The 24722-nt window shown below is 70.2% G+C and carries 27 protein-coding genes; 17 read left to right on the forward strand and 10 right to left on the reverse strand.

The window, feature by feature from the left end:
- Positions 1–114: 114 nt before the first annotated feature.
- Complete coding sequence (locus ACFWPS_RS41450; RefSeq protein ID WP_383715753.1) at positions 115–894, reverse strand: cache domain-containing protein; 780 nt, start codon at positions 892–894, stop codon at positions 115–117.
- A gap of 38 nt (positions 895–932) precedes the next feature.
- Positions 933–1673: a FadR/GntR family transcriptional regulator gene (locus tag ACFWPS_RS41455; RefSeq protein WP_383715756.1), complete on the reverse strand. Its 741-nt coding sequence runs from the start codon at positions 1671–1673 to the stop codon at positions 933–935.
- Positions 1674–1796: 123 nt separating this feature from the next.
- Here ACFWPS_RS41455 and ACFWPS_RS41460 point away from each other — a divergent pair, with 123 nt between their 5' ends.
- The 10 genes from ACFWPS_RS41460 (at position 1797) to ACFWPS_RS41505 (ending at position 13497) form a co-directional block, all read left to right on the forward strand.
- Positions 1797–2828 (forward strand): ABC transporter ATP-binding protein, encoded by a 1032-nt coding sequence (locus ACFWPS_RS41460; protein ID WP_383715758.1) that lies wholly within the window; start codon positions 1797–1799, stop codon positions 2826–2828.
- A gap of 52 nt (positions 2829–2880) precedes the next feature.
- Positions 2881–4071 (forward strand): ABC transporter substrate-binding protein, encoded by a 1191-nt coding sequence (locus ACFWPS_RS41465; protein WP_383715760.1) that lies wholly within the window; start codon positions 2881–2883, stop codon positions 4069–4071.
- A 3-nt stretch (positions 4072–4074) separates the two neighbouring features.
- A complete protein-coding gene (locus ACFWPS_RS41470; protein WP_383715763.1) occupies positions 4075–4938 on the forward strand; it encodes an ABC transporter permease in 864 nt (287 codons plus the stop codon).
- A gap of 28 nt (positions 4939–4966) precedes the next feature.
- Positions 4967–5782, forward strand: coding sequence for an ABC transporter permease (locus ACFWPS_RS41475; protein WP_383715847.1), 816 nt, complete (start codon positions 4967–4969; stop codon positions 5780–5782).
- Between the two features lie 56 nt (positions 5783–5838).
- The gene (locus ACFWPS_RS41480; RefSeq protein WP_383715766.1) at positions 5839–6834 is read left to right on the forward strand and encodes a LacI family DNA-binding transcriptional regulator; all 996 of its coding nucleotides are present in this window, start codon (positions 5839–5841) and stop codon (positions 6832–6834) included.
- A gap of 141 nt (positions 6835–6975) precedes the next feature.
- Positions 6976–8328 carry an ABC transporter substrate-binding protein gene (locus ACFWPS_RS41485; RefSeq protein ID WP_383715769.1) on the forward strand — a complete coding sequence of 451 codons (1353 nt, stop codon included), beginning with the start codon at positions 6976–6978 and terminating at the stop codon, positions 8326–8328.
- A gap of 5 nt (positions 8329–8333) precedes the next feature.
- Entirely contained in the window at positions 8334–9290 is a 957-nt protein-coding gene (locus ACFWPS_RS41490) for a carbohydrate ABC transporter permease (protein WP_383715772.1), read from the forward strand.
- Complete coding sequence (locus tag ACFWPS_RS41495; RefSeq protein WP_383715775.1) at positions 9287–10168, forward strand: carbohydrate ABC transporter permease; 882 nt, start codon at positions 9287–9289, stop codon at positions 10166–10168. The genes ACFWPS_RS41490 and ACFWPS_RS41495 overlap by 4 nt, the downstream gene beginning before the upstream one ends.
- 31 nt (positions 10169–10199) lie before the next feature.
- Positions 10200–11807 (forward strand): glycoside hydrolase family 13 protein, encoded by a 1608-nt coding sequence (locus tag ACFWPS_RS41500; protein ID WP_383715777.1) that lies wholly within the window; start codon positions 10200–10202, stop codon positions 11805–11807.
- A gap of 124 nt (positions 11808–11931) precedes the next feature.
- Entirely contained in the window at positions 11932–13497 is a 1566-nt protein-coding gene (locus ACFWPS_RS41505) for a glycosyl hydrolase family 28-related protein (RefSeq protein WP_383715780.1), read from the forward strand.
- A 242-nt stretch (positions 13498–13739) separates the two neighbouring features.
- Here the strand turns inward: ACFWPS_RS41505 and ACFWPS_RS41510 are convergent, their stop codons facing one another.
- Genes ACFWPS_RS41510 through ACFWPS_RS41525 form a run of 4 tightly spaced genes read right to left on the reverse strand, consistent with a single transcriptional unit; the run spans position 13740 to position 17085 of the window.
- The gene (locus ACFWPS_RS41510; RefSeq protein WP_383715783.1) at positions 13740–14543 is read right to left on the reverse strand and encodes an ABC transporter ATP-binding protein; all 804 of its coding nucleotides are present in this window, start codon (positions 14541–14543) and stop codon (positions 13740–13742) included.
- A gap of 24 nt (positions 14544–14567) precedes the next feature.
- Positions 14568–15344: an ABC transporter permease gene (locus tag ACFWPS_RS41515; RefSeq protein WP_383715786.1), complete on the reverse strand. Its 777-nt coding sequence runs from the start codon at positions 15342–15344 to the stop codon at positions 14568–14570.
- Positions 15341–16114 (reverse strand): ABC transporter permease, encoded by a 774-nt coding sequence (locus ACFWPS_RS41520; protein ID WP_383715850.1) that lies wholly within the window; start codon positions 16112–16114, stop codon positions 15341–15343. Before ACFWPS_RS41520 ends, ACFWPS_RS41515 begins: the two co-directional genes overlap by 4 nt.
- A 5-nt stretch (positions 16115–16119) precedes the next feature.
- Positions 16120–17085, reverse strand: coding sequence for an ABC transporter substrate-binding protein (locus ACFWPS_RS41525; protein ID WP_383715788.1), 966 nt, complete (start codon positions 17083–17085; stop codon positions 16120–16122).
- A 220-nt stretch (positions 17086–17305) separates the two neighbouring features.
- Here ACFWPS_RS41525 and ACFWPS_RS41530 point away from each other — a divergent pair, with 220 nt between their 5' ends.
- Positions 17306–18049: a helix-turn-helix domain-containing protein gene (locus ACFWPS_RS41530; RefSeq protein WP_383715791.1), complete on the forward strand. Its 744-nt coding sequence runs from the start codon at positions 17306–17308 to the stop codon at positions 18047–18049.
- Here ACFWPS_RS41530 and ACFWPS_RS41535 read toward each other — a convergent pair.
- The 3 genes from ACFWPS_RS41535 to ACFWPS_RS41545 are packed head-to-tail and all read right to left on the reverse strand — an operon-like array spanning position 18000 to position 20175.
- The gene (locus ACFWPS_RS41535) at positions 18000–18938 is read right to left on the reverse strand and encodes a PDR/VanB family oxidoreductase (protein WP_383715794.1); all 939 of its coding nucleotides are present in this window, start codon (positions 18936–18938) and stop codon (positions 18000–18002) included. The two genes, ACFWPS_RS41530 and ACFWPS_RS41535, sit on opposite strands and share 50 nt — an antisense overlap.
- A complete protein-coding gene (locus tag ACFWPS_RS41540; RefSeq protein ID WP_383715797.1) occupies positions 18935–19114 on the reverse strand; it encodes a hypothetical protein in 180 nt (59 codons plus the stop codon). The genes ACFWPS_RS41535 and ACFWPS_RS41540 overlap by 4 nt, the downstream gene beginning before the upstream one ends.
- On the reverse strand, positions 19111–20175 hold the full coding sequence (locus ACFWPS_RS41545) for a Rieske 2Fe-2S domain-containing protein (protein ID WP_383715800.1): 1065 nt from the start codon (positions 20173–20175) through the stop codon (positions 19111–19113). Before ACFWPS_RS41545 ends, ACFWPS_RS41540 begins: the two co-directional genes overlap by 4 nt.
- 44 nt (positions 20176–20219) lie before the next feature.
- On the opposite strand from ACFWPS_RS41545, the gene ACFWPS_RS41550 reads away from it, so the two are divergent.
- Genes ACFWPS_RS41550 through ACFWPS_RS41560 form a run of 3 tightly spaced genes read left to right on the forward strand, consistent with a single transcriptional unit; the run spans position 20220 to position 21888 of the window.
- On the forward strand, positions 20220–20666 hold the full coding sequence (locus tag ACFWPS_RS41550; protein WP_383715802.1) for a hypothetical protein: 447 nt from the start codon (positions 20220–20222) through the stop codon (positions 20664–20666).
- 41 nt (positions 20667–20707) lie between these two features.
- On the forward strand, positions 20708–21256 hold the full coding sequence (locus ACFWPS_RS41555) for a hypothetical protein (RefSeq protein WP_383715805.1): 549 nt from the start codon (positions 20708–20710) through the stop codon (positions 21254–21256).
- Positions 21253–21888, forward strand: a complete 636-nt coding sequence (locus ACFWPS_RS41560) for a hypothetical protein (protein ID WP_383715806.1) — start codon at positions 21253–21255, stop codon at positions 21886–21888. Before ACFWPS_RS41555 ends, ACFWPS_RS41560 begins: the two co-directional genes overlap by 4 nt.
- Positions 21889–21955: 67 nt before the next feature.
- Here the strand turns inward: ACFWPS_RS41560 and ACFWPS_RS41565 are convergent, their stop codons facing one another.
- On the reverse strand, positions 21956–22687 hold the full coding sequence (locus tag ACFWPS_RS41565) for an SDR family oxidoreductase (RefSeq protein WP_383715809.1): 732 nt from the start codon (positions 22685–22687) through the stop codon (positions 21956–21958).
- Positions 22688–22847: 160 nt separating this feature from the next.
- On the opposite strand from ACFWPS_RS41565, the gene ACFWPS_RS41570 reads away from it, so the two are divergent.
- The 3 genes from ACFWPS_RS41570 (at position 22848) to ACFWPS_RS41580 (ending at position 24568) form a co-directional block, all read left to right on the forward strand.
- A complete protein-coding gene (locus ACFWPS_RS41570) occupies positions 22848–23273 on the forward strand; it encodes an antibiotic biosynthesis monooxygenase family protein (RefSeq protein ID WP_383715812.1) in 426 nt (141 codons plus the stop codon).
- A gap of 81 nt (positions 23274–23354) precedes the next feature.
- Positions 23355–24020: a nitroreductase gene (locus ACFWPS_RS41575; protein ID WP_383715814.1), complete on the forward strand. Its 666-nt coding sequence runs from the start codon at positions 23355–23357 to the stop codon at positions 24018–24020.
- 74 nt (positions 24021–24094) lie between these two features.
- On the forward strand, positions 24095–24568 hold the full coding sequence (locus ACFWPS_RS41580; protein WP_383715817.1) for a carboxymuconolactone decarboxylase family protein: 474 nt from the start codon (positions 24095–24097) through the stop codon (positions 24566–24568).
- Positions 24569–24722 lie beyond the last annotated feature (154 nt).

Consider the following 24722-nt stretch of genomic DNA (forward strand, 5'->3'; position numbering starts at 1 on the left):
ACCGTCGGCGTTCAGGTCGCCGACGGCGCCGGGCCGGAAGCCCGCGACGTCCCGACCGCCGCCTCGCCCCTGCCCCTGCTCAGGCGCCTGCCGCGCCGCTGCCCCGGCCCCGTCTCAGCCGCCCGCCACGACCAGGACCAGCGGCACGCCCCGGCACGGCACCAGCCGCACCCCGCCGAACGTGCCCGGCCGCCCGCTCTCCAGGACGGCCGCGAAGTCCGGCCCCTTGGTCAGCGAACCGGCCAGCTGTGCCGGGTCCGCCGACGCCGCCACCCGGCCGCGGGCGTTGACCAGCCGCGCGGGTCCGGGCAGCTCGCGCAGCAGCGGCAGCGCGGCCGCCTCGAAGTGCCGCAGATACACGTCGGCGGCGGCCACGCCCAGGAACCGGCCGCCCGCCTCCACCGGCGCCGACAGCGTGAGGCTGTACTCGTCCGAGCAGAGGTAGTCGACGTACGGCCCGGCCACCGCCCGCCGCCCGGTGTCCCGGGGCAGCGCGAACCAGTCCCAGTGCGTGTAGTCCGAGTAGGCCGAGGTACGCGGGTCGAGGTCGAGGAGCAGCGGCCGTACGTCCCCGCAGGCGTCGCTCTGCCACCACTCCAGCCAGGCCGGGACGTCGGCCAGCACCCCGGGTGCGGCCACGAACCCGACACCGGAGACCAGCTCCTGCCGGGCCAGCCGCAGATGCAGCCCGGGCCGGAGCGCGGCCAGGTCCGCGGTCACCGGCCGGCGGCCCTGCGCGGCCACCCGGGCCAGCAGCGCGGCCGTGTCGGCGCGGGTGGCCGCGACGGCGTCGAACACCGACTCCAGGGCATGGCCGACCCGCGCGGCCACGTACTCCTCGGCGGCGTCGAGCGTGGCCGTCGACGGGCCGGAGGGGACGGTGCTGCGGCTCATGGTGCCCTCCAGCGGACGGGGGAGCGGGCGCGGCGCGGCTACAGGGCCAGCCGCAGGGCGATGAGCCGTGCCGTCGAGTCCCGTACGCACCGCTCGGCCAGCTCCCTGGCCGGTGCGTGCGCCCCATCCTGCACGGCGGAGATTACGGACCGGTGACGGTCCGCCACCTCTTCACGATATTCGTCGTCACCGAGCACAAGGCAGAGCAGCGCACCGATCTCCGTCTGGAGCGCGACCTGTTCCCGGGTGAGCCGGGCCGACTGGGCGGCGGCGGCCAGCTCCACGTGGAAGCGGCCGTACACCCGGCTGCGCGCCGCCGCGTCCGGCGCCCCGCGCAACTCCTCGGTGGTGCGCCGGAGCTGGTCGAGGTCGTGGTCCTCGGTGCGCTGCGCGGCGAGGTGGGCCGCGGTGCCGGACAGGGCCGCCCAGTGGTCGCCGAGGTCGCGCAGCTCCTCGGGGCTCCAGCCGCGCAGCCGCTCCGTGAGCCGCTCCAGGTCGGGCACCTCGGGGGAGGACACGAAGCTGCCGCCGCCCCGGCCCCGGCGGGTGACCACCAGACCCTGCTGGCGCAGTGCCATCAGCGCCTCCCGCAGGGTCACCGTGGACACCCCGAGCTGTCCGGCCAGCTCGGTCTCGCCGGGCAGCTGCTCCCCGTCGGCGAGCAGGCCGAGCTCGATGGCGTCGCCGATCCGGCGTACGACGGCGGCGACCCGGGCCCCGCTGTCCACCGGGGCGAAGACGGCCTTTCGGGCGCCGCCGTCCGTCTGGTGCTGTCTCACGGCCCACCACCCTATGCGTTGACCCAAGCTTTACCTCAGAAGGGTCTTGAGCTTTGAACTATGACTTCATATCTTTCCGGTCACCAGGTGCAACGCAAGAGAGCGGCAGAAAGGTTCCCGCCCATGGAGGCCAGCGCGATCCGGTTGCGGGATCTGCGGAAGTCGTTCGGCGACACGACCGCCGTGGCCGGGGTCGACCTGGAGATCCGGGACGGCGAGTTCTTCTCGATGCTCGGCCCCTCCGGATCCGGCAAGACCACCGTCCTGCGCATGGTCGCCGGCTTCGAGAGCCCCACCTCGGGCACGATCGAACTCGCCGGGCAGGACGTCACCCGCCGCGCCCCCTTCGAACGGGACGTGCACACCGTCTTCCAGGACTACGCCCTGTTCCCGCACATGACCGTCGAGCAGAACGTCGCCTACTCCCTCAAGGTCCGCCGGGTCCCCAAGGCCGAACGCCTGGTCCGGGCCCGCAAGGCCCTCGCCGAGGTCCGCCTCGAAGGCTTCGGCACCCGCCGCCCCTCCCAGCTCTCCGGCGGCCAGCGCCAGCGCGTCGCCCTCGCCCGAGCCCTCGTCGGCCGCCCCCGCGTCCTGCTCCTCGACGAGCCCCTCGGCGCCCTCGACCTCAAGCTGCGCGAGCAGATGCAGATCGAACTCAAGGCGCTGCAACGCGAGGTCGGCATCACCTTCGTCTTCGTCACCCACGACCAGGAGGAGGCCCTGACCATGAGCGACCGCGTCGCCGTCTTCCACCAGGGCCGCATCGAACAGGTCGGCACCCCCGCCGAGATCTACGAACGCCCCGCCACCACCTTCGTCGCCTCCTTCGTCGGCACCTCCAACCTGCTCACCGGCGAGGCCGCCCTGCGCGTGCTCGGCGAGAGCGGCACCCACAGCATCCGGCCCGAGAAGATCCGGGTCCTGAAGGAGACCGCCGACCCGGACGAGGAGGGGCACGCCACCGCCGTGGGCACCGTCGCCGAGGTGGTCTACCTCGGCGACGCCACCCGCTTCCTGGTCGACCTGGACGGCGGCGGCCGGCTCACCGCGCTCCAGCAGAACCTCGACACCTCCGCCGAGGACGTCGCCGCCTACCGCGGCACCCGCGTCCGGCTGCGCTGGCAGCGCCGGCACACCGTCCACGTCCCCGACTGACCCGCCGTCCCTCATGTCTGGATCCGCCGTCCCTCACGTCATGGAGTACGCCGTGCGCCTCACCCGTCCCCTCACCGCGGCCGCCTTCGCCGCGCTGCTGCTGGCCGCCACCGCCTGCGGCTCCTCCGGCTCCGGCTCCTCGACCGGCCTCAACCCGCCCGACCTCAAACCCCTCGCCAAGCTCGGCAAGTCCGAGGGCGAGGTCAACCTGATCGCCTGGGCCGGCTACGTCGAGGACGGCTCCGACGACCCCAAGGTGGACTGGGTCACCGACTTCGAGAAGCAGACCGGCTGCCAGGTCAACTCCAAGGTCGCCGCAAGCTCCGACGAGATGGTCAAGCTGATGAAGACCGGCCAGTACGACGCCGTCTCCGCCTCCGGCGACGCCTCCCTGCGCCTGATCGCCTCCGGCGACGCAGCCCCGGTCAACACCAAGCTCGTACCGAACTACAAGGACATCTTCAGCGGCCTGAAGAACGGCGCCTGGAACTCGGTCAAGGGCCAGATGTACGGCATCCCGCACGGCCGCGGCGCCAACCTGCTGATGTACAACACCCAGAAGGTCAGCCCCGCCCCCACCTCCTGGTCCGCCGTCTTCGACGACGCCGGCACGTACAAGGGCCACGTCACCGCCTACGACTCGCCGATCTACATCGCCGACGCGGCCCTCTACCTCAAGGCCACCAAGCCCGAGCTGAAGATCAAGGACCCCTACGCGCTCGACCAGAAGCAGTTCGACGCGGCCGTCGCCCTGCTGAAGAAGCAGAACGCGGACATCGGCGAGTACTGGAGCGACTACCTCAAGGAGATCTCCGCCTTCAAGAGCGGCGACTCCGTGGTCGGCACCACCTGGCAGGTCATCGCCAACCTGGCCGCCGACGAGGGCGCGAAGGTGAAAGCCTTCGTACCCAAGGAGGGTTCCACCGGCTGGTCCGACACCTGGATGGTGTCCGCCAAGGCCAAGCACCCCAACTGCGCCTACCAGTGGCTGAACTGGATCGTCTCCCCGAAGGTCAACGCCGAGGTCGCCGAGTACTTCGGCGAGGCCCCGGCCAACGCCAAGGCGTGCGAGCTGACCAGCGACAAGAACTTCTGCACCACCTACCACGCGGCCGACGAGACCTACTGGAAGAACATCGCCTTCTGGAACACGCCCATCGAGCAGTGCCTGGACGGCCGCACCGACGTCAAGTGCGTGCCGTACGCCAAGTGGGTGCAGGCCTGGACCGAGATCAAGGGCTGACCCATGGCCCTGCTCACCCGGACCGCGGGGGCGCTGCACCGGCGCCCCCGGCTCCGCCTCGCCCTGCTGCTGACCGCCCCGCTGCTGTGGCTGGCCGTGCTCTACCTCGGCTCGCTGGGCGTGCTGTTCGTCTCCGCGTTCTGGACGACGGACTCCTTCACCTCCGAGGTCGTCAAGGTCTGGTCGACCGACAACTTCCACGAGCTGTTCACCACGCCGGTGTTCCGGCAGGTGATCCTGCGCAGCGTCGGCGTCGCCCTCGCGGTGACCGCCCTGTGCGCGGTGATCGCCTTCCCGGTCGCCTTCTACACGGCCAGGGTCGCCAAGCCGAGCCGGCGCCCGCTCCTCGTGGTCGCCATCCTCACGCCGCTGTGGGCGAGTTACCTGGTGAAGGTGTACGCGTGGCGGCTGATTCTCTCGGAGGGCGGTCTCGCCGACTGGCTGCTGAAGCCGCTCGGGCTGAGCGGGCCCGGCTTCGGACTGCCGGCCACCGTGCTGACCCTGACCTACCTGTGGCTGCCGTACATGATCCTGCCGATCCACACCGCGCTGGAGCAGCTGCCCGACAACCTGCTGGACGCGTCGGCCGACCTGGGCGCCCGCGCCGGGCGGACCTTCCGGTCCGTGGTGCTGCCGATGGTGCTGCCGTCGGTCGCCGCCGGATCGGTGTTCACGTTCTCGCTCAGCCTCGGCGACTACATCACCGTGCAGATCGTCGGCGGCAAGACCCAGCTCATCGGCAACCTCGTCTACGCCAACATCGAACTCAACCTGCCCATGGCCGCCGCGCTCGCCACCGTACCCGTCGTCGTCATCGTGCTGTATCTGCTGGCGATGCGGCGGACGGGGGCGTTGAGCAGCCTCTGACAACAGGGTGCTATGTCACATGTCACACATGACACTCTCCCGGTCCGCCCGTATCGCCATCCGCGTCGCCGCCGCCCTGGGCTTCGCCGTCATCTACGTCCCCCTGCTCCTCGTCCTCGTCAACTCCCTCAACCCCGACCGCAGCGCGAGCTGGCCGCCGCCCGGCCTGACCACCCGCTGGTGGTCGGCCGCCTGGCACAGCCTGGGCGCCCGCGAGGCCCTGTGGACCTCGGTGAAGGCCGGGCTCGGCGCCACCGCGATCGCCCTGGTGCTCGGCACCCTGATCGCCTTCGCGGTCGCCCGGTACCGCTTCTTCGGCCGGGACGCCCTGTCCTTCGTGGTCGTCCTGCCGATCGCCCTGCCCGGCATCGTCACCGGCATCGCCCTCAATTCGGCGTTCAGCACGGTCCTGGAGCCGCTCGGCGTCGGGCTCGGCCTGTTCACCGTGGTCGTCGGACACGCCACCTTCTGCGTGGTGATCGTCTTCAACAACGTAGTCGCCCGGCTGCGCCGCACCTCGGGCACCTACGAGGAGGCGGCGGCCGACCTGGGCGCCGACACCTTCCGCGCGTTCGTCGACGTCACCTTCCCGCTGGTGCGCTCGGCGCTGCTCGCGGGCGGACTGCTCGCCTTCGCGCTCTCCTTCGACGAGATCGTGGTCACCACCTTCACCGCCGGACCGGGCGTCCAGACCCTGCCCCTGTGGATCTTCGACAACATGACCCGCCCGCAGCAGGCACCGGTGGTGAACGTGGTGGCGGCCGTGCTCGTACTGCTGTCCGTCGTCCCGATCTACGTTGCGCAAAGACTGTCGGCGGACACGGCGACCGCCAGCCGGGTCTGATCCTCTTCCGAGATGTTACGCAAAAGACTTGCGAAACTTGCGCTAGTCTTGCGGGCATGACGCGACGACTTGCGGAAGTGGCCAAAAAGGTCGGGGTAAGCGAGGCCACGGTCAGCCGGGTGCTCAACGGCAAGCCGGGGGTGTCCGAGGCGACCCGGCAGGCGGTGCTGTCGGCCCTCGACGTGCTCGGCTACGAGCGCCCGACCCAGCTGCGCGGTGAACGCGCCCGGCTCGTCGGTCTGGTCCTGCCCGAGCTGCAGAACCCCATCTTCCCGGCGTTCGCCGAGGTCATCGGCGGCGCCCTGGCCCAGCTCGGCCTCACGCCGGTGCTGTGCACGCAGACCAAGGGCGGGGTCTCCGAGGCGGACTACGTGGAGTTGCTGCTGCAACAGCAGGTGTCCGGCGTGGTGTTCGCCGGCGGGCTCTACGCCCAGGCCGAGGCGCCGCACGACCACTACCGGCTGCTCGCCGACCGCAACATCCCGGTGGTGCTGGTCAACGCGGCCATAGAGCACCTCGGCTTCCCTGGCGTGTCCTGCGACGACGCGGTGGCCGTGGAGCAGGCCTGGCGGCACCTGGCCTCGTTGGGGCACGAGCGCATCGGCCTGGTCCTCGGCCCCGGCGACCACGTCCCCTCGGCCCGGAAACTGGCCGCCGCGCGGGCGATCGGCGACGTGCCCGACGAGTTCGTGGCCCGCGCGATCTTCTCCATCGAGGGCGGTCACGCGGCCGCGTCCCGGCTCATCGACCGGGGTGTCACCGGCATCATCTGCGCCAGCGACCCCCTCGCCCTGGGTGCCGTCCGCGCGGCCCGCCGCAAGGGGCTCGAGGTCCCGGCCCGCGTCTCGGTCGTCGGCTACGACGACTCCGCGTTCATGAACTGCACCGAACCCCCGCTCACCACCGTCCGCCAGCCGATCGAAGCCATGGGCCGGGCCGCCGTCGAACTCCTGAACGCTCAGATCGGCGGCACGGTCGTGCCGGCGGAGGAGCTGCTGTTCGAGCCGGAGCTGGTTGTCAGGGGGTCGACCGCGCAAGCGCCGAAAGCCTGAGGCGTAGCAGATCCAATCTGCTGTCGAATAATTACAGATTCTGCGTGACATCTTGCGCGGCGGTGCTGCCGGTGCTTGAGTGTGCGGCGCCCACCGGTCCCGGTGCGGCGCCCAACTGCTCCTGTTCTGGGGGGTCCACCGATGTCCAGCACCGGGTTCCGCCGTGCTCTCGTCGCGTTCGGCGTCTGTTCCTCGCTCGCACTCTCCGCCTCGGCCTGCGGGTCGAGCGGCGACGACGCGGGGAGCGGCAAGACGCGCATCACCGTCAACTGCGAGCCGCCGAAGAGCGCCAAGGTCGACCGGTCGTTCTTCGACCAGGACATCGCCGGCTTCGAGAAGAAGAACCCGGACATCGACGTCGTCGCGCACGACGCGTTCCCCTGCCAGGACCCGAAGACCTTCGACGCCAAGCTGGCCGGCGGCCAGATGGAAGACGTCTTCTACACCTACTTCACCGACGCCAAGCACGTCGTGGACATCAACCAGGCGGCCGATCTCACGCCGTACCTCAAGGAGCTCAAGAGCTACGACACCATCCAGAAGCAGCTGCGGGACATCTACACCGTCGACGGCAAGGTCTACGGCATCCCGCGCACCGGCTACTCGATGGGCCTGATCTACAACCGCAAGCTCTTCCAGCAGGCCGGCCTCGACCCCGACCAGCCGCCGACCACCTGGGACGAGGTCCGCGCCGACGCCAAGAAGATCGCCGCGCTCGGCAGCGGGACCGTCGGATACGCCGACTACAGCGCCCAGAACCAGGGCGGCTGGCACTTCACCGCGGAGATGTACTCGCAGGGCGGCGACGTGGTGTCGGCCGACGGCAAGTCGGCGACCGTCGACACCCCCGAGGGCCACGCGGTCCTGCAGAACCTGCACGACATGCGCTGGACCGACAACTCGATGGGCAGCAAGCAGCTCCTCATCATCAACGACGTGCAGCAGATGATGGGTTCGGGCAAGCTCGGCATGTACCTCTCCGCGCCGGACAACATCCCGATCCTGGTCAAGGAGAAGGGCGGCAACTACAAGGACCTCGCCCTCGGCCCGATGCCCGGCGGCAAGGGCACCCTCATCGGCGGCGACGGCTACATGTTCAACAAGAAGGACACCCCGGCCCAGATCCGCGCCGGCCTCAAGTGGCTCGACTCCATGTTCCTCACCCCCGGTGACGGCTTCCTCGGCGACTACGCCCGCGCCAAGAAGAACAACGCGCCCGTCGGCCTGCCCGAGCCTCGCCTGTTCACCGGCGCCGCCGACGCCAAGGACCAGGCGGTCAAGAAGGCCAACGCCAACGTGCCGGTGGAGAACTACCAGGCGTTCCTGGACGGCAACCAGTCCCTGCAGATGAAGATCGAGCCGCCGGACGCCCAGCAGATCTACTCCGTCCTCGACGGCACCGTCTCCGCCGTCCTCACCAAGAAGGACGCCGACATCGACCAGCTCCTCAAGGACGCCAACGACAAGATCGACGGCATCCTGGCCCGGGGCTGACCACGATGACCAAGACGGCCGAGCACCGACCTGCCCCGGCGGCGGTCGGCGCCCGACAGGCCCCGGCGCCGCCCCCGGCAGGGGACCGGAGGCGGCGCCGGATCACCGACCAGGCCCGCGCCTACGGCTTCCTGCTCGGCGGACTGATCTGCTTCGCCCTGTTCTCCTGGTACCCGGCGATCCGCGCGGTCGTGATCTCCTTCCAGAAGTACACGCCCGGCTCGTCCGCCGAGTGGGTCGGCACCGCCAACTTCACCCGGGTCCTGCACGATCCCGAGTTCTCGGCGGCCTGGCGCAACACCCTGACCTTCACGCTGCTGGCCCTGCTGATCGGCTTCGCGATCCCGTTCGTGCTCGCCCTGGTCCTGAACGAACTGCGACACGCGAAGTCGTTCTTCCGGGTCGTGGTCTACCTCCCGGTGATGATCCCGCCGGTGGTCAGCGCCCTGCTGTGGAAGTGGTTCTACGACCCGGGAGCCGGCCTCGCCAACGAGACCCTGCGCTTCCTGCACCTGCCCACCTCGAACTGGACCAACGGCACCGGCACCGCGCTCATCTCCCTGGTGATCGTGGCCACCTGGGCCAACATGGGCGGCACCGTCCTGATCTACCTGGCCGCCCTCCAGCCCATCCCCGGCGAGCTCTACGAGGCCGCCGAGCTCGACGGCGCCAACCTGCTCCAGCGCATCCGGCACGTGACGATCCCTCAGACCCGGTTCGTCATCCTCATGCTGATGTTGCTTCAGATCATCGCCACCATGCAGGTGTTCACCGAACCGTTCGTCATCACGGGGGGCGGCCCCGAGAACGCCACGGTCACCGTGCTCTACCTGATCTACAAGTACGCGTTCCTCTACAACGACTTCGGCGGCGCCTGCGCGCTCAGCGTGATGCTCCTGGTGCTGCTCGGCATCTTCTCGGCCGGGTACCTGCGGCTGACCCGCTCCGGGGAGGACGGATGAGCAGCGCCACCCGCACCCTGATCTCGCCGGCGACGCTGGCCCGCCCGCGCGGCAGGGCGGTCTACTGGACCGTCTTCACCGGTGTCGTCGTCCTCTTCGCGCTCGCCTTCCTCTTCCCCGTGTACTGGATGGTGACCGGGGCGATGAAGTCACCGGACGAGGTCGCCCAGACCCCGCCCACCCTCGTCCCCAAGCACTGGCACCTGTCCGGCTACACCGACGCCTGGGACCTGATGCAGCTCCCGGAGCACCTGTGGAACACGGTGGTGCAGGCCGCCGGCGCCTGGGCCTTCCAGCTGGTGTTCTGCACGGCCGCCGCCTACGCCCTGTCCAAACTCAAACCGGCCTTCGGGAAGGTGATCCTCGGCGGCATCCTGGCCACCCTGATGGTCCCGGCCCAGGCCCTGGTCGTACCCAAGTACCTGACCGCCGCCGATCTCCCCTTCATCCACACCAGCCTGCTCAACGACCCGCTCGGCATCTGGCTGCCCGCGGTCGCCAACGCCTTCAACCTCTATCTCCTCAAGCGGTTCTTCGACCAGCTGCCCCGCGACGTGCTGGAGGCCGCCGAGATCGACGGCGCCGGAAAGCTGCGCATCCTCTGGTCCGTGGTCCTGCCCATGTCCCGTCCGGTCCTCGGGGTGGTGTCGATCTTCGCCCTGGTCGCGGTCTGGCAGGACTTCCTGTGGCCGCTGATGGTCTTCTCCGACACCGACAAGCAGCCCATCAGCGTGGCCTTGGTCCAGCTGTCGCAGAACATCCAGCTCACCGTGCTCATCGCCGCGATGGTGATCGCCAGCATCCCGATGGTCGCGCTGTTCCTCGTCTTCCAGCGGCACATCATCGCCGGGATCAGCGCGGGCAGCACCAAGGGCTGACGGCCCTTCCTCCGACAGAAAGGTTCGCACAGTGGGACAGCCCAGCCATGCCCCGAAGGACCACGACTGGTGGCGTTCGGCCGTCATCTACCAGGTGTACGTCCGCAGCTTCGCCGACAACGACGGCGACGGCACCGGCGACCTGGCGGGCGTCCGCGCCAAGCTGCCGTACCTCGCCGAACTCGGCGTGGACGCACTGTGGTTCAGCCCCTGGTACCCGTCGCCCATGAAGGACGGCGGTTACGACGTCGCCGACTACCGGGCGATCGACCCGGCCTTCGGCACCCTCGCCGAGGCCGAGAAACTCATCTCGGAGGCCCGGGAGCTGGGCATCCGGACGATCGTCGACATCGTCCCCAACCATGTCTCCGACCAGCACCCGTGGTTCCAGGCCGCGTTGGCCGCCGGGCCCGGCAGCCCGGAGCGCGAGCTGTTCCACTTCCGGCCCGGCCGCGGCCCGAACGGCGACCTCCCGCCCAACGACTGGCCGTCGCAGTTCGTCGGCTCCACCGAACCGGTGTGGACCCGGCTGCCCGACGGCGAGTGGTACCTCCACCTCTTCACCCCCGAACAGCCCGACCTCAACTGGGCGCACCCGGCCGTCCACCAGGAGCACGAGGACATCCTGCGCTTCTGGTTCGAGCGGGGCGTCGCGGGCGTCCGCATCGACTCGGCCGCCCTGCTCGCCAAGGACCCGGACCTGCCCGACCTGGCCTCGCACCCGCACCCCCACCCCTTCGTGGACCGCGACGAACTCCACGGCATCTACCGCTCCTGGCGCGCGGTCGCCGACCTCTACGACGGTGTCTTCGTCGGCGAGGTCTGGCTCCCCGACGCCGAACGCTTCGCCCGCTACCTGCGCCCCGACGAACTGCACACCGCCTTCAACTTCTCGTTCCTGTCCTGCCCCTGGGACGCGGCCCGGCTGCGGAACTCGATCGACACCACCCTCGCCGAGCACGCCCCGGTCGGCGCCCCCGCCACCTGGGTGCTGTGCAACCACGACGTGACCCGTACGGCCACCCGGTACGGCCGCGAGGACACCGGCTTCGACTTCGCGGCCAAGGCCTTCGGCGTCCCGACGGATCTCGCCCTCGGGACGCGCCGGGCCCGCGCGGCCGCCCTGCTCTCCCTGGCCCTGCCCGGCGCGGTGTACATCTACCAGGGCGAGGAGCTGGGGCTGCCCGAGGCCGAGATCCCCGTCGACCGCATCCAGGACCCGATGTACTTCCGGTCCGGCGGCACCGACCCCGGCCGGGACGGCTGCCGGGTGCCGCTGCCCTGGGCGGCCGGGGCGCCGTACGCCGGATTCGGCTCGCGCGAGGAGCCGTGGCTGCCGCAGCCGGCCGGCTGGGAGTCGTACGCGGTCGACCGGCAGCAGGAGGACGCGGACTCCGTGCTCGCCCTCTACCGCCGTGCCGTCGCCCTGCGCCCGCGCTTCGGCGACGGCCCGCTGACCTGGCTGCCCGCCCCCGAGGGCATCCTCGCCTTCACCCGTGCCGAGGGCGTGACGTGCGTGGTCAACCTCGGGATGACCCCCGTCGAACTCCCCGCCCACTCCCGACTCCTGCTCAGCAGCGGCCCGTTGGACGACGCCGGTCGGCTGCCGCAGGACACGGCGGCCTGGTTGACCGACTGAGCCGCCGGTGCCGCTCTCGCTATCCCCGTCCCCCACCTCGAAGGGATCAGCACATGCAGAGCACCACAGGCAGAGCTGTCAGGAGCATGCCAGTCGTCGCGCCGCCGTAGCGCTCGCCGCGGGCATGCTCGTCGCCGTCGCGCCCGCCGCCCACGCGGCCGCGGGCGCGGGCCTCCCCTTCACCTCGGTCGAGGCGGAGTCGGCGACCACCACCGGCACGAAGATCGGCCCGGACTACACGCAGGGCACCCTCGCCTCCGAGGCATCCGGACGCCAGGCCGTACGGCTGGCCTCCGGGCAGCGGGTCGAGTTCACCGCACCCCAGGCGTCCAACGCCGTGAACCTCTCCTACAGCTTCCCCGACGGCCAGACCGGGGCCCTGAACGTGTACGTCAACGGCGTCAAGCTGGCGAAGACCCTCGCCGTCACGTCGAAGTACTCCTACGTCGACACCAGTTGGATCGCGGGCGCCAAGCAGCACCACTTCTTCGACAACGCCAGGCTGCTGCTCGGCCAGAACATCCAGGCGGGCGACAAGGTCGCCTTCGAGTCCACCGGCACCCAGGTCACCGTCGACGTGGCCGACTTCGAGCAGGTCGCCGGGGCCGCCGCACAGCCCGCCGGATCGGTCTCCGTCGTCTCCAAGGGCGCCGACCCCAGCGGCAACGGCGACTCCACCCAGGCCTTCCGCGACGCCATCTCCGCCGCCCAGGGCGGGACGGTGTGGATCCCGCCGGGCGACTACAGGCTGACGTCCTCGCTCAGCGGGGTGCAGAACGTGACCCTTCTTGGCGCCGGCAGCTGGTACTCGGTCGTGCACACCTCCCGGTTCATCGACCAGTCCAGCTCCTCCGGCAACGTCCACATCAACAACTTCGCGGTCATCGGCGAGGTCACCGAGCGCGTCGACTCCAACCCGGACAACTTCGTCAACGGCTCGCTCGGGCCGAACAGTTCGGTCTCCGGCATGTGGATCCAGCACCTCAAGTGCGGGTTCTGGCTGACGGGCAACAACGACAACCTGGTCGTCGAGAACAACCGCATCCTCGACACCACCGCCGACGGCCTCAACCTCAACGGCAACGCCCACGGCGTCCAGGTCCGCAACAACTTCCTGCGGAACCAAGGCGACGACTCCCTCGACATGTGGTCCCTGAACTCGGCCGACTCCAATTCCAGCTTCGCGAACAACACCATCTCCCAGCCGAACCTGGCCAACGGCATCGCGATCTACGGCGGCACCGACATCTCGGTGAAGAACAACCTGATCTCCGACACCAACGCCCTCGGCAGCGGAATCGCCATCTCCAACCAGAAGTTCCTCGACCCGTTCTCCCCGCTGTCCGGCACCATCACGGTCGACGGCAACACGCTCGTGCGCACGGGCGCGATGAACCCCAACTGGAACCATCCGGTGGGCGCGCTGCGCGTCGACTCCTACGACAGCGCCATCAACGCCACCGTCAACATCACCAACACCACGATCAGCAACAGCCCGTACAGCGCCTTCGAGTTCGTCTCCGGCGGCGGCAACTCCGGCTGGGCCGGCACCTGGTCGGACTGCTCCACCTGGCCGACACCCGGGCAGGGCAACCCCGACCCGGACCCCAACCGCAACCTCGCCAAGGGCCGCCCGGCGACCGCCACCGGCTCGCAGGACGTCACCTCCGGTATAGATAGCGCTGTGTAGTTGACCGGCTCCCCTATGTGTGCGGTAGGTTGGTGGTCCCACACGGGAGCCCCTGAAGGCACAACTCCGGATTCACCGGTGGACCCGGTTGTACGGGGCGTTGACCGTGTAGGTGCGGGGTGCCGTCAGCCACCTCTGCTCCGCTCCGCGGGGCTGGACGCAAGCAACGCGTCACCGCCAGTGACGTTTGCTGTGCAATACCGTGACGCATCACGGGAAGTTGACTGAGGTGGAGGCGTATCTCAAGTCGCGCTCTTCCTGGGGGGACCGGCAACGGTCCCCCCGCGCTTCGCCGCCTGGATCTGCTCGTAGACGTGGGTCCGCAGTTCGGCGAAGCGCGGGGCGACCCGCGTGTGCAACTGGTCGCGCTCGTCCGGCAGATCGACCTTCAGCTGCTCCTGGACGACGGTGGGGGAGGCGGACAGGACGATCACCCGCTGGCCCAGGTAGACCGCCTCGTCGATGTCGTGCGTGACGAACAGGATCGTGATGCCGCGCTCCCGCCACAGGCCCCGGACCAGATCCTCCAGATCGGCCCGGGTCTGGGCGTCGACGGCGGCGAACGGCTCGTCCATGAGCAGGACCTGGGGCTCGTAGGCGAGGGCGCGGGCGATCGCCACCCGTTGCTGCATACCGCCGGAGAGCTGCCACGGGTAGGCGCCGGCGGCGTCCGCGAGACCGACCGAGCCGAGCGCGTCGGCGACGAGCTCCTTCCGCCGCTCGCGCGGCAGGTGCTTCTGCTTCAGCGGGAGTTCGACGTTCTCGGCGACCCGCATCCAGGGGAACAGGCTGCGCCCGTACTCCTGGAAGACGAACGCCATCCCGGGCGGCGGCCCGGTCACCTTCTGTCCCTCCAGGAGGACTTCACCTCCCGTCGGGGTGAGCAGGCCGCCCATGCACTTCAGCAAGGTGGTCTTGCCGCAGCCCGACGGGCCGACCAGACAGACGAGTTCGCCCGCCTCCACAGTGAAGGTGAGGTCCCGCACCGCCTCGATGCGGCGGCCGGATCCGTCGTAGACCTTCCGCAAGCCGCGTACGTCGAGCATGGACCGCCCCTTCGCGAGGTTCATTCAGGACCGCCGGGTTGTCGCGCGCAGCCCGTGGTACCAGCCGAGCATCCGCCGCTCGACCACCTGGAAGACCACCGACAGCGCGAAGCCGAGCAGACCCAGCAGCAGGATCCCGGTCCACATGTCGGGGATCGCGAAGCTGCGCTGGAACTGCACGATGGTGTAACCGAGCCCGTTGCTGGCAGCGGACATCTCGCTGATGACCATCAGGATGATCCCGATCGACAGCGCCTGCCGCAGGCCCGCGAAGATCTGCGGACTCGCCGAACGCAGTACCAGCGTACGCAGCCGGGCCGGGCCGGTGATGCCGTAGGAGCGGGCCGTCTCCGCCATCACCGGGTCGACAGCCCGTACGCCCTCGACCGTGTTGAGCAGGATCGGCCAGACGCAGCCGCTCGCGATCACCACGATCTTCATGACGTCGCCGATGCCCGCGAACAGCATGATGACCGGGACCAGGACGGGCGGCGGCACCGCCCGCAGGAACTCGAGGACCGGTTCGCACACCGCCCGCACCCGCCGGTACGAGCCGATGACCGTGCCCAGGGCCACGCCCAGGACGGCAGCCGACGCGTATCCGGCGAGCAGCCGCAGCACACTGCGCAGCAGGTCGTCGTGGAGCCGCTGACCGGTCCACACGTCCGGGAAGGTCTTCAGGATCGTGCGCAGCGGCGGCCAGTAGACGTTCGTGCTGCCGTCGGAGGCCAGCCACCACAGCGCGACCAGGACGGCGGGCAGGGCGAGGACGTACCCCACCCTCAGCAGTACGGCCCTCACACCGCCACCTCCCCGCGCACCGACTGGTGCCAGGCCAGCGCCCGCCGCTCCACCGACCGGGCGCCCACGTTGATGACCAGCCCCAGCAGCCCGGTCACCACGATCAGGGCGTACATGTCCGGCACCGCCTGCGAGGCCTGCGCGACCGCGATCTGCTGCCCCAACCCCGGTGCGCCGATGACCAGTTCGGCCGTGATGGTGAGGATCAGCGCGACCGCGGCGGCCAGCCGGACGCCGGTCATGACGTACGGCAGCGCGGTCGGCCACAGCACGTGGCGGACCCGGGCCCAGGTGCCGAGTCCGTACGACCGTGCCGTCTCCTCGGCGACCGGGTCGACGTCCTGGACGCCGTACATCACCTGGATCAGTACCTGCCAGAAGGAGGCGTAGACGACGAGCAGGAGGACCGAGCGGAGTTCGGTGCCGTAGAGGAGGATCGCGAGCGGGATCAGGGCGACCGAGGGGATCGGGCGGAGGAACTCGATCGTGGAGGCGGTGGCCTCGCGCAGGTGCGGGACGACCGAGACGACCACCCCGGCCACGATGCCGGCACCGACCGCCACGGCCAGGCCCACCGCCCAGCCGGTGAGGGTGTCGCCGAGCGCCGACCAGAAGGCCTTGTCGGCGAGTTCGGTGCCGAGGGCGCGGGCGATCCGGCTGGTCGGCGGGAAGTAGTCCGCCTTGACCAGGCCGAGCCGCGGCACCGCCTCGCCGAGGGCGAGGAAGGCCGCGAGCCCGGCCGCACCGAGTGCGGTGTTCAGACCCTTCACGGTTTTCACGGCAGGAGCTTGTCCAGGTCGGGCGCGGTCTTGAAGAGGCCGTCCTGCTCGCTGAGCTTCTCCAGCGTCTCGATCGAGGAACGGTTCGCTTCGGCGGGCCACTTGGGCAGGGTCACCTTGGCCAGGACGTCCGCCGGGGTCTTGGTGTAGGTGGTGACGATCTGCCGGACCTCGTCAGGGTGCGCGTCCGCGTAGGACAGCGACTCCGCGACGGCCGCCTGGAACTTCGTCACGACGCCTGGGTTCCTCTGCGCGTACGACGTCGAGGTGAAGTACATGGCGACGGTCAGGTTCGCCGCCACGTCGACGAGCGGTGAGGCGATCTCGGTGGCGCCCTGGAGCTTCATGGTCGCCAGGGCCGGTTCGACCGCCATCGCGGCGTCGATCTGGCCCTTGTCGAGGGCGGCCGGCATCTGGTCGAAGGTGAGCTCGACGAACTGCACCTTGTCCGGGTCGCCGCCGGCCTTGCGCACGGACTCGCGTACGGCGGTCTCGTTGATGTTCTTCAGCGTGTTGACGGCGACCTTCTTGCCCTCCAGCTGCTTCGGCGACGTGATGCTGCTGCCCTTCTTCACGACGAGCCCGCCGAAGTCCTTGCCCGCCACACCCGTCGAGGCCACGCCGTTGGCGATCGCCTGCACCGGCACGTTGCTGGACTGCGCGATCATCAGCGAGGTCATGTTGCTGAAGCCGAACTGGAACTGACCACTCGTCACACCGGGCACGATGGCCGCGCCGCCCTGGGCGAGTGTCATCGACAGTTTCAGGCCGCGCTTGCTGAAGAAGCCCTCCTTCTGACCGAGGTAGAGGGGGGCCACGTCGACGATGGGGATGATCCCCACCTTGACGGTGGTGGTGCCGCCCGACGAGGTTGAGGTGGACGACGAACCCCCGGAGGAGCCGCAGGCCGCCGTGGCGAGCAGGAAGGTGCCGGTCGCGAGACCGGCAAGCAGACGACGCATGGCTCCTCCTGTGCAGACAACGGTGTTCCGACAGGCTGTGCGCTGTGCGCACACTGGTGCTCGGTTGGTGCTCAGCGGGAAGGTAGAACCGGCCGTACAACCCGGTCAATGGGTTTAGCTGACAAAATTGTTGACAGTTATCGAACCGCGCTCTCACCGTGTTCTCCGTGTCGGACCGAAAGTCGGACAGTGTCGGACCGTGCCGGACCGGGAGGCGACGATGTCGAGGGATGCCCGCGCACCGCATTTCGTCAGGTCCTTCGAGCGTGGCCTGGCCGTCATCCGGGCCTTCGACGCCGAACATCCGGCACGCACGCTCAGCGAGGTGGCCCGCGCCTGCGACCTGACCCGCGCCGCCGCCCGCCGTCTGCTGCTCACCCTCGCCGACCTGGGCTACGTCCATTCGGACGGCCGCCGCTTCCGCCTCACCCCGCGCGTCCTGGAACTCGGCTACGCCTACCTCTCCGGCCTGGACCTGCCGAACCTCGCGCAGCCGCATCTGGAGCGACTCGCCGAGCAGGCCGGGGAGTCGGCGGCGCTGTGCCTGCTGGACGGCGACGCCGTCGTACCGGTCGCCGCCGCCCGGCCCCGGCGGGTGATGGCGGCGACGATCGCGGTGGGAGCACGCCTCCCGGCGTACGGGACGGCGGCGGGGCGGGTGTTGCTGGCCGACGAGCCCCAACCGGGCTTATCTCAGGGCGAGGTGGCGAGGCATCAGGGCTGCGTCCTGCTGGAAGGCGATCCCGAGGCCGGCGTCAGCACGCTGGCCGCCCCGGTACGGGACCGGAGCGGCCGGGTGATGGCCGGAGCGACCCTCGCGATCCACTCCGGCCGGACGTCCGCCGTGGCGGCCCGCCGCGATCTGCTGCCGCACCTGCTGGCGGCGGTGGCGCGGATCGAGGCGGGCCTGCGGATCACAGATCGAGCACCAGACGCGCCCCTCGGCACCGCGACACGCAGATGAGCATGGTCTCCCCGGCCGCCCGCTCCTCCTCGGTGAGCACCGAGTCCCGGTGGTCCGGCTCGCCCTCCAGGACATCCGTCTCGCACGTCCCGCAGGTGCCCTCGGTGCAGGAGTAGAGCACCTCGACCCCGGCGGCCCGGACGGTGTCGAGCACGGAGACGCCGGGCGCGACCGTGAGGGTACGACCGCTCTGTGCGAGGACGACCTCGAACTCCCGCTCCTCGCCCGCCTGTTGCTCCTTGGGCTGGAACCGCTCGACCCGCAGCACCCCGGCCGGGCAGCGCTCCTCCACCGCGTCCAGCAACGGCCCCGGACCGCAGCAGTACACGAGGGTGCCGTCCGGGACGTCGTCGAGGACGCCGGCCAGGTCCAGCAGCCCGGCCTCGTCCTGCGGGGCGACGGTGACCCGCCCGTCCCCGAACCGCGCCAACTCGCCGGTGAACGCCATGGACCGACGGGTCCGTCCGCCGTACAGCAGCGTCCACTCGGCGCCCGCGGCCTCGGCGGCGGCGAGCATCGGCAGGATCGGGGTGATACCGATGCCGCCCGCGACGAACCGGTAGCGGGGTGCGGATTCGAGCCGGAAGTGGTTGCGCGGCCCGCGCACCCGCACCTTGTCGCCGACGCCCAACTGCTCGTGGACATAGGCCGATCCACCCCGCCCGTCGGGTTCCCTGAGCACCGCCACCCGCCAGCCGGAGCGGTCCCCGGGGTCCCCGCAGAGCGAGTACTGCCGCTCCAACTCCGGCCCGAGCACGACATCGACGTGCGCCCCGGGATCCCAGCCCGGCAGCTCCTCGCCGAGAGGGTGCCGAAGGGTGAGGACGACGACCCCATCGGCCGCCGGCACCCTCTCCGCCACGACCAGCTCGGCTTCGTACGTGTTCATGCGGTGCTCTCCGGGGGCTGGTGGCCTTCGGGGTGGCCGAGCATCCACTCCCACATCGCGACCGGGTCCTGGGCGGTGTGCTCGGCGCCGCAGTGACAGGTGCCGTGCAGGACGTCGGTGCCCGGCAGCCAGTCGATGCGGTAGATCTCACCGGTCTCACCGGTCGGTGCGCTCACAGGACCTTCTCCACGGGCTTGTCGCCCTCCTCGACCAGCCGGGCGAGGATACGGCGGGCGGCGAGGCCGCCGGTGTCGATGTTGATGCTGAGTTCCTGGTAGCCGGCCCGCTCCGAACCCAGCGTCCTCTGGAGGAGGTTGAGGGCGTCCACGTCCTGCATCACCACCGTGTGGTTGTTGCTCCGCAGGAACTCGGTGACCTCGGCGTCGTCGGTCGCCCAGTCCCGGGAGACCATCCAGAAGTCGTACACCTTGCCGTCCGCGGACGGGGTGATCGCGTAGGTGATCTCGGTGTGGAAGCCGTTCGGGTCGCTGCCGTCGGGCTCCGGCAGGACGCCGACCGGCGCGATCCGGCTGTGCAGCAGGTACAGGCACGGCGCGTGGTACTCGATGTCCTGCCAGCGCGTGATGCGCCCCGCGATCCCGGTCGAACGGGCGTAGAACGGCGGGCACTCGGCGTCGTCCATGTGCCGGCTGACCCGCACGATCCCGGCTCCCTCGTCGACCTCGGTGGTGATGGGGGTCTCGGCGACCTCGGGGGTGCCTATGTAGCCGCCGTGCAGATAGGTCTCGTGGGAGAGGTCGAGGAGGTTGTCGACGAGGAGGCCGTAGTCGGCGTCGATCGGCTCCATGCCCCGGACGGTCGTCCAGCCGGGGGCGTCGAGGTGGCGGGCCCGCGGTATCGCCTGCGGGTCGGCGAGCGCCGGGTCGCCGACCCACACCCACACCAGTGAGTCCTGCTCGACCACGGGGTAGGAGGCGACCCGGGCGGTGCGCGGGATGCGTTTCTGCCCCGGCACGTACACGCACGCGCCGGTGCGGTCGTAGGTGAACCCGTGGTACCCGCACACGATCCGGTCGCCGTCGAGCCCGCTCTCCGACAGCGGGTAACGCCGGTGCACGCAGCGGTCGCTGAGGGCGACGGGCGCACCGTCCTCCTCCGCCCGGTAGAACACGAGGGGCTCGCCGAGGATCGTCCGCCCGAACAACTCGCGCCCTACCTCGTGACTGTAGGCGGCGACGTACCACTGGTTCCTGGCAAAAGCGGTGATGTGCGGCATGGCGTTCCCGTCCCTGAGAGCGGGGCGCCGTCGCCCCGCGTGCCGTGGTTGCACTCAGGGTCCTGAGGGGCGGGCACGGTGAGCAAGGCGGCTTCTGCCAGACGGAAGGGCTTACGGGCCGCCGCGGCGGCCGGCAAGCGGCTCTCACCCGCGTCGACGCGGCGCGGGCCGTCGTCGAGCGCATCGCGGACGGCATCGACCGGATCAGCGCCGAAGGGCTCGACGCCACCCCGGTGGAGGCGACCCGGCTCCACATGGACCTGGTCTTCTCGATCCGGCTGTCGACCGAGGCGATCGCCGACGCCGAGACGGCACTGGGATCGTCGGCCGCGGTCCTCTCCAACCCGGTCCAGCGCTACCACCGCGATGTGCGGGTCCTCGCGTCCCACGGCGCCATCCGGTTCGACCCGCTGGCCGAGCTCACCGGGCGGGACGCGCTCGGTCGCACCGTGGACCCGACGTTCGCCGGCGGACTGCCCAGCGTCGGCTGAGGCGTCGGAACCCTCCCGTGACCACCGCAGAAGGACATTCCATGACTGACACCCTGACCGCCGCGCCCGCGGCCGATCTGCTGGCCGCCGCCGAGAAACTCGTCCCGATGCTGCGTGAGCAGGCGGTCGAGGCCGAGCGGATCGGCAGGCTCACGGACCCTGTGATCGACGCGTTCCGCGACGCCGGCTTCTTCACCGCGATGCGTCCGCCGGAGACCGGCGGCGCCGCGATCGGGTTCGGCACCTTCGTCGACCTCGTGCAGACACTGGCGCGCGGCGACGCCTCGGCCGGCTGGGTCGGCGCCTTCCTCATCTCGCACAACTGGCTGCTGACCAGGCTCAACGCCCGGGCACAGGAGGAGATCTTCGCCGACGGCGGGCCGGGCCTCGCGGCCGCGGCCGCCGCCCCGCCCGGTACCGCGGAGCCCGTCGAGGGCGGCTACCGGGTCACCGGCCGCTGGCGGTTCGCCTCCGGGATCATGCACTCAACTGGGCGATCGTCTCCGCCGCGGGTCCCGAGGGGCCGCTCGCGATCGTCGCCCGCGTCGACGAGGGCGCCGTCGTCCACACCTGGCAGGTCCCGGGCATGAAGGCGACCGGCTCCAACGACTTCGAGCTCAAGGACGCCTTCATCCCGTCGCACCGGGCCGCCGACTTCCTCCGGTACGCCTCGCGCGACAACGACGGCGTGGCCCTGTACCCGTCCTGCGAACTGCTCCAGTACCCGATGTACCGCATCCTCGCGATCATCCACGGCGCGGTCGCGGTGGGCACCGCCGAAGCCGCGCTGGAGCTGTTCCCGGAGGCGGTCGCCAAGCGCGTCCGCCCCGGCAGCGGGCCGATCCTGGCGGAGGCCGAGACCCACGCGGCGTACGGCGAGGCGACGCAGGCGGCCCACATCGCACGGCTCATGCTCGACGACGCCGTGCAGCGGACCGAGCGGCTCTACGGCCGTGGCTCGGCCGACCCCTCGCACGAGGAACTGGCCCTGCTCAACCTGTCCGTGACGGGCAGCGCCACCGAGGCCTTCCACGCGGTGGACGTGATCGTGCAGGCGGCCGGCGCGAGCATCCAGCGCGACGGCACCCCGCTCGACCTGATCTGCCGCAACACCCAGGTGATGCGCAACCACATCACCCTCGACCGGCGCCGCACCCAGCGCCTGGCGGGCCGGATCCGGCTCGGCCTCGGTCTCGACGTGCCCCACGACGCGCAGTACTGACCGGAAGGAGAAGGGCATGGAGCACAGCGAGGACCTGGTCCTGACGGTGGCCCGGAGGGACGCTGGTTCAGGAGAGCCAGTCGGTGTAGCGGGTGGGGGCGATCCGGGCACCCTCCGGGGCGGTGAGGACGTCGCCGTGGGCGGCGGCGAACAGGCCGGCGGTTTCGTCGGTGACGACGGAACGGCTGTCGCCCTTGGCCGACAGGGTGAGCCGGCCGAGTTCGTCGAGCGGGTAGACGTCCGGGCCCGCCACGTTGAGGACGCCGTTCAGAGGCCTTCCTGCGGCGACATCGGCGACGGCGGCGGCTACATCCGCGGCGGCGATCGGCTGGATCGGCGTGGGCGGCAGACGGACGGTGTCGCCGTCGGCGGTCATGGCCAGGGTCGCGTCCATGAACTCCATGAACTGCGTGGCCCGGACGATGGAGTAGGGGATCGGCCCGGCCTTGAGAAGGTCTTCCTGAAGCACCTTCGCCCGGTAGTAGTCCAGATCGGGCACGCGGTCCGCGCCGACGATCGAAAGGATGACGAAGTGCCCGACCCCGGCCTTCTCGCTCATGCCGAGAAGGTTGTCCATCGAGGTCTGGAAGAAGGCGAGCGAGGCGTCGTCGAAGGTCGGGGAATTCGTCAGGTTGACGACGACGTCGGCGCCCGCGACGGCTTCCTCCAGCCCCTGACCGGTGAGGACGTCCACGCCCGTGGACAGGGAGTACGGCGCGGCCTCGTGCCCGGCCGCGTCGAGGTTCGCCACGACTCGTGACCCGATCAGTCCGGTTCCGCCGATGACTGCGAACTTCATGGCATGCACCTTCCCTCGAAGATTACTGTCCGATATGTACCCTATGTCGATCCGATCTCGGCTACCCGCGGGACCCCGGGCATCTGCCGGAGCCCACCGGCAGGCAGCCGCGCGGAACGGACGCCGGATCGGCGGGTACGTCCTGCCCTAATGTGGCGCCATGAGCGATCACGCCGAAGCGCCTGTCATGCCCGTCGAGGCCTATGAACCCCCCTACTACGTGGCTGTGTTCACTGCGGTGCGAACCGAGGACCAGAGCGGCTACAGCGAGACCGCCGCACGTATGGAGGACCTGGTGAAGGACGTCCCCGGGTTCCTCGGGATGGACCAGGCGCACACTCCCGGTGGGCTGTCCATCACCGTCGGGTACTTCCGCGACGCCGACGCCCTCACGCGGTGGCGGCGCGACGCCGAGCACCGCGCGGCGCAACAGCGCGGGCAGGCAGAGTGGTACCGGAGCTACACGCTTCATGTGGCGAAAGTCGAGCGTAGCCACGGGTTCATACAGGCCGAGGAGCGACCGCCGGGGGCCGATGAGCCCGGTTCCGCTGATCCCCACGGCCCTGACGCGGCTGCCGCCCCCTGACATGCAGGGCCCCCTGTCACATTTTCCGATCTCCGCCGGTCAATGGGTCGACACGACAAGCAGACAAGGAGGCGGACGGTCTTGGACGTCTACGAGGCGGTCACCAGCCGGCGTGCGGTGCGTGGATTCACCGATCGGCAGGTCCCCAAAGAGGTGCTGGAGCGTGTGCTGTCCGCCGCGGCCTGGGCGCCGTCCGGTTCGAACCTCCAGCCCTGGCACGCCTACGTGGTGACCGGCCGGCCACTCGCCGAGATCAAGAAGCGCGCCGGTGAGCACCTGGCCGCGGGCGATCCGTGGGACGAGCCGGAGTACCAGCAGTACCCGTACGCACTGAAGTCCCCGTACCGCGAGCGGCGGTCCGCCTTCGGCGAGCAGCGCTACGGCTCGCTCGGCATTCCGCGCGAGGACGTGGAGGCGCGCCAGCGGGCCGCGGCCGCGAACTGGGACTGCTTCGGTGCCCCTGCCGCCCTGTTCTGCTACATCGACCGGGACCTGGGCCGGCCCCAGTGGTCCGACGTCGGAATGTATCTGCAGAGCGTCATGCTGCTGTTGCGCGCCGAGGGGCTGCACAGCTGCACCCAGATGGCCTGGGCGAAGTTTCACCGGACCGTCGCGGAGGTCCTGTCACCCCCGGACGAGCTCATTCTCTTCTGTGGCATGTCGATAGGTTTCGAGGACGTCACGGTGAGTCACCCTCGTACGGGCCGGGCACCGCTCGACGAGACGGTCACCTTCTTCGAAGGCTGACGGTCTCCGGGGTGTCACACTTCGCCGGGTCGGCCGGTCAGTGGTGTGTATCTGCACCTCGACTGGGAGATCTCATGGATTCTCGTCTCGACTACTACGGCAATGCACTGGCGACCAAGGTGATGAAGCACCTCTATTCGGCCAGTAAGGCGCTGTCGGACTCGACGCTGCCGCTCACCGTGCAGCATCTGGTGGAAATCCGCGCCAGCCAGATCAACGGCTGCGGCTTCTGCACCGACATGCACACCAAGGAGGCGGCCCACGCGGGCGAGACCTCGGTGCGGCTCAACCTGATCGCGGCCTGGCGGGAGGCGACCGTCTTCACCGAGGCCGAGCGCGCCGCGCTGGAGCTGGCCGAGCAGGGCACCCGGATCGCGGACGCGGCCGGTGGGGTCACGGACGATGCCTGGGCGGACGCCGCCAAGCACTACGACGAGGACCAGCTCGTGGCGCTGATCTCCCTCATCGCCGTCATCAACAGTTACAACCGCATCAACGTCATCAACCAGCAGCCCGCCGGCAGCTACCAGGTCGGCCAGTTCGGCTGAGCCGGGACAGCCGGACATGTACGGTCCGGCTCCCCGTCGCCCCGGCTCCCCGTGCCCCCCCCCGACCCCCGGGCGCCGGGGGGCCCCGCCCCCCCCCGCCGGGGGGGGGGGGCCCGGGGGGGCGCCGGCGGGGAGGCCCGGGGCAGCACCTTAC

It is taken from the genome of Streptomyces sp. NPDC058457, from assembly GCF_042720695.1.
Classification (GTDB): Bacteria; Actinomycetota; Actinomycetes; order Streptomycetales; family Streptomycetaceae; genus Streptomyces.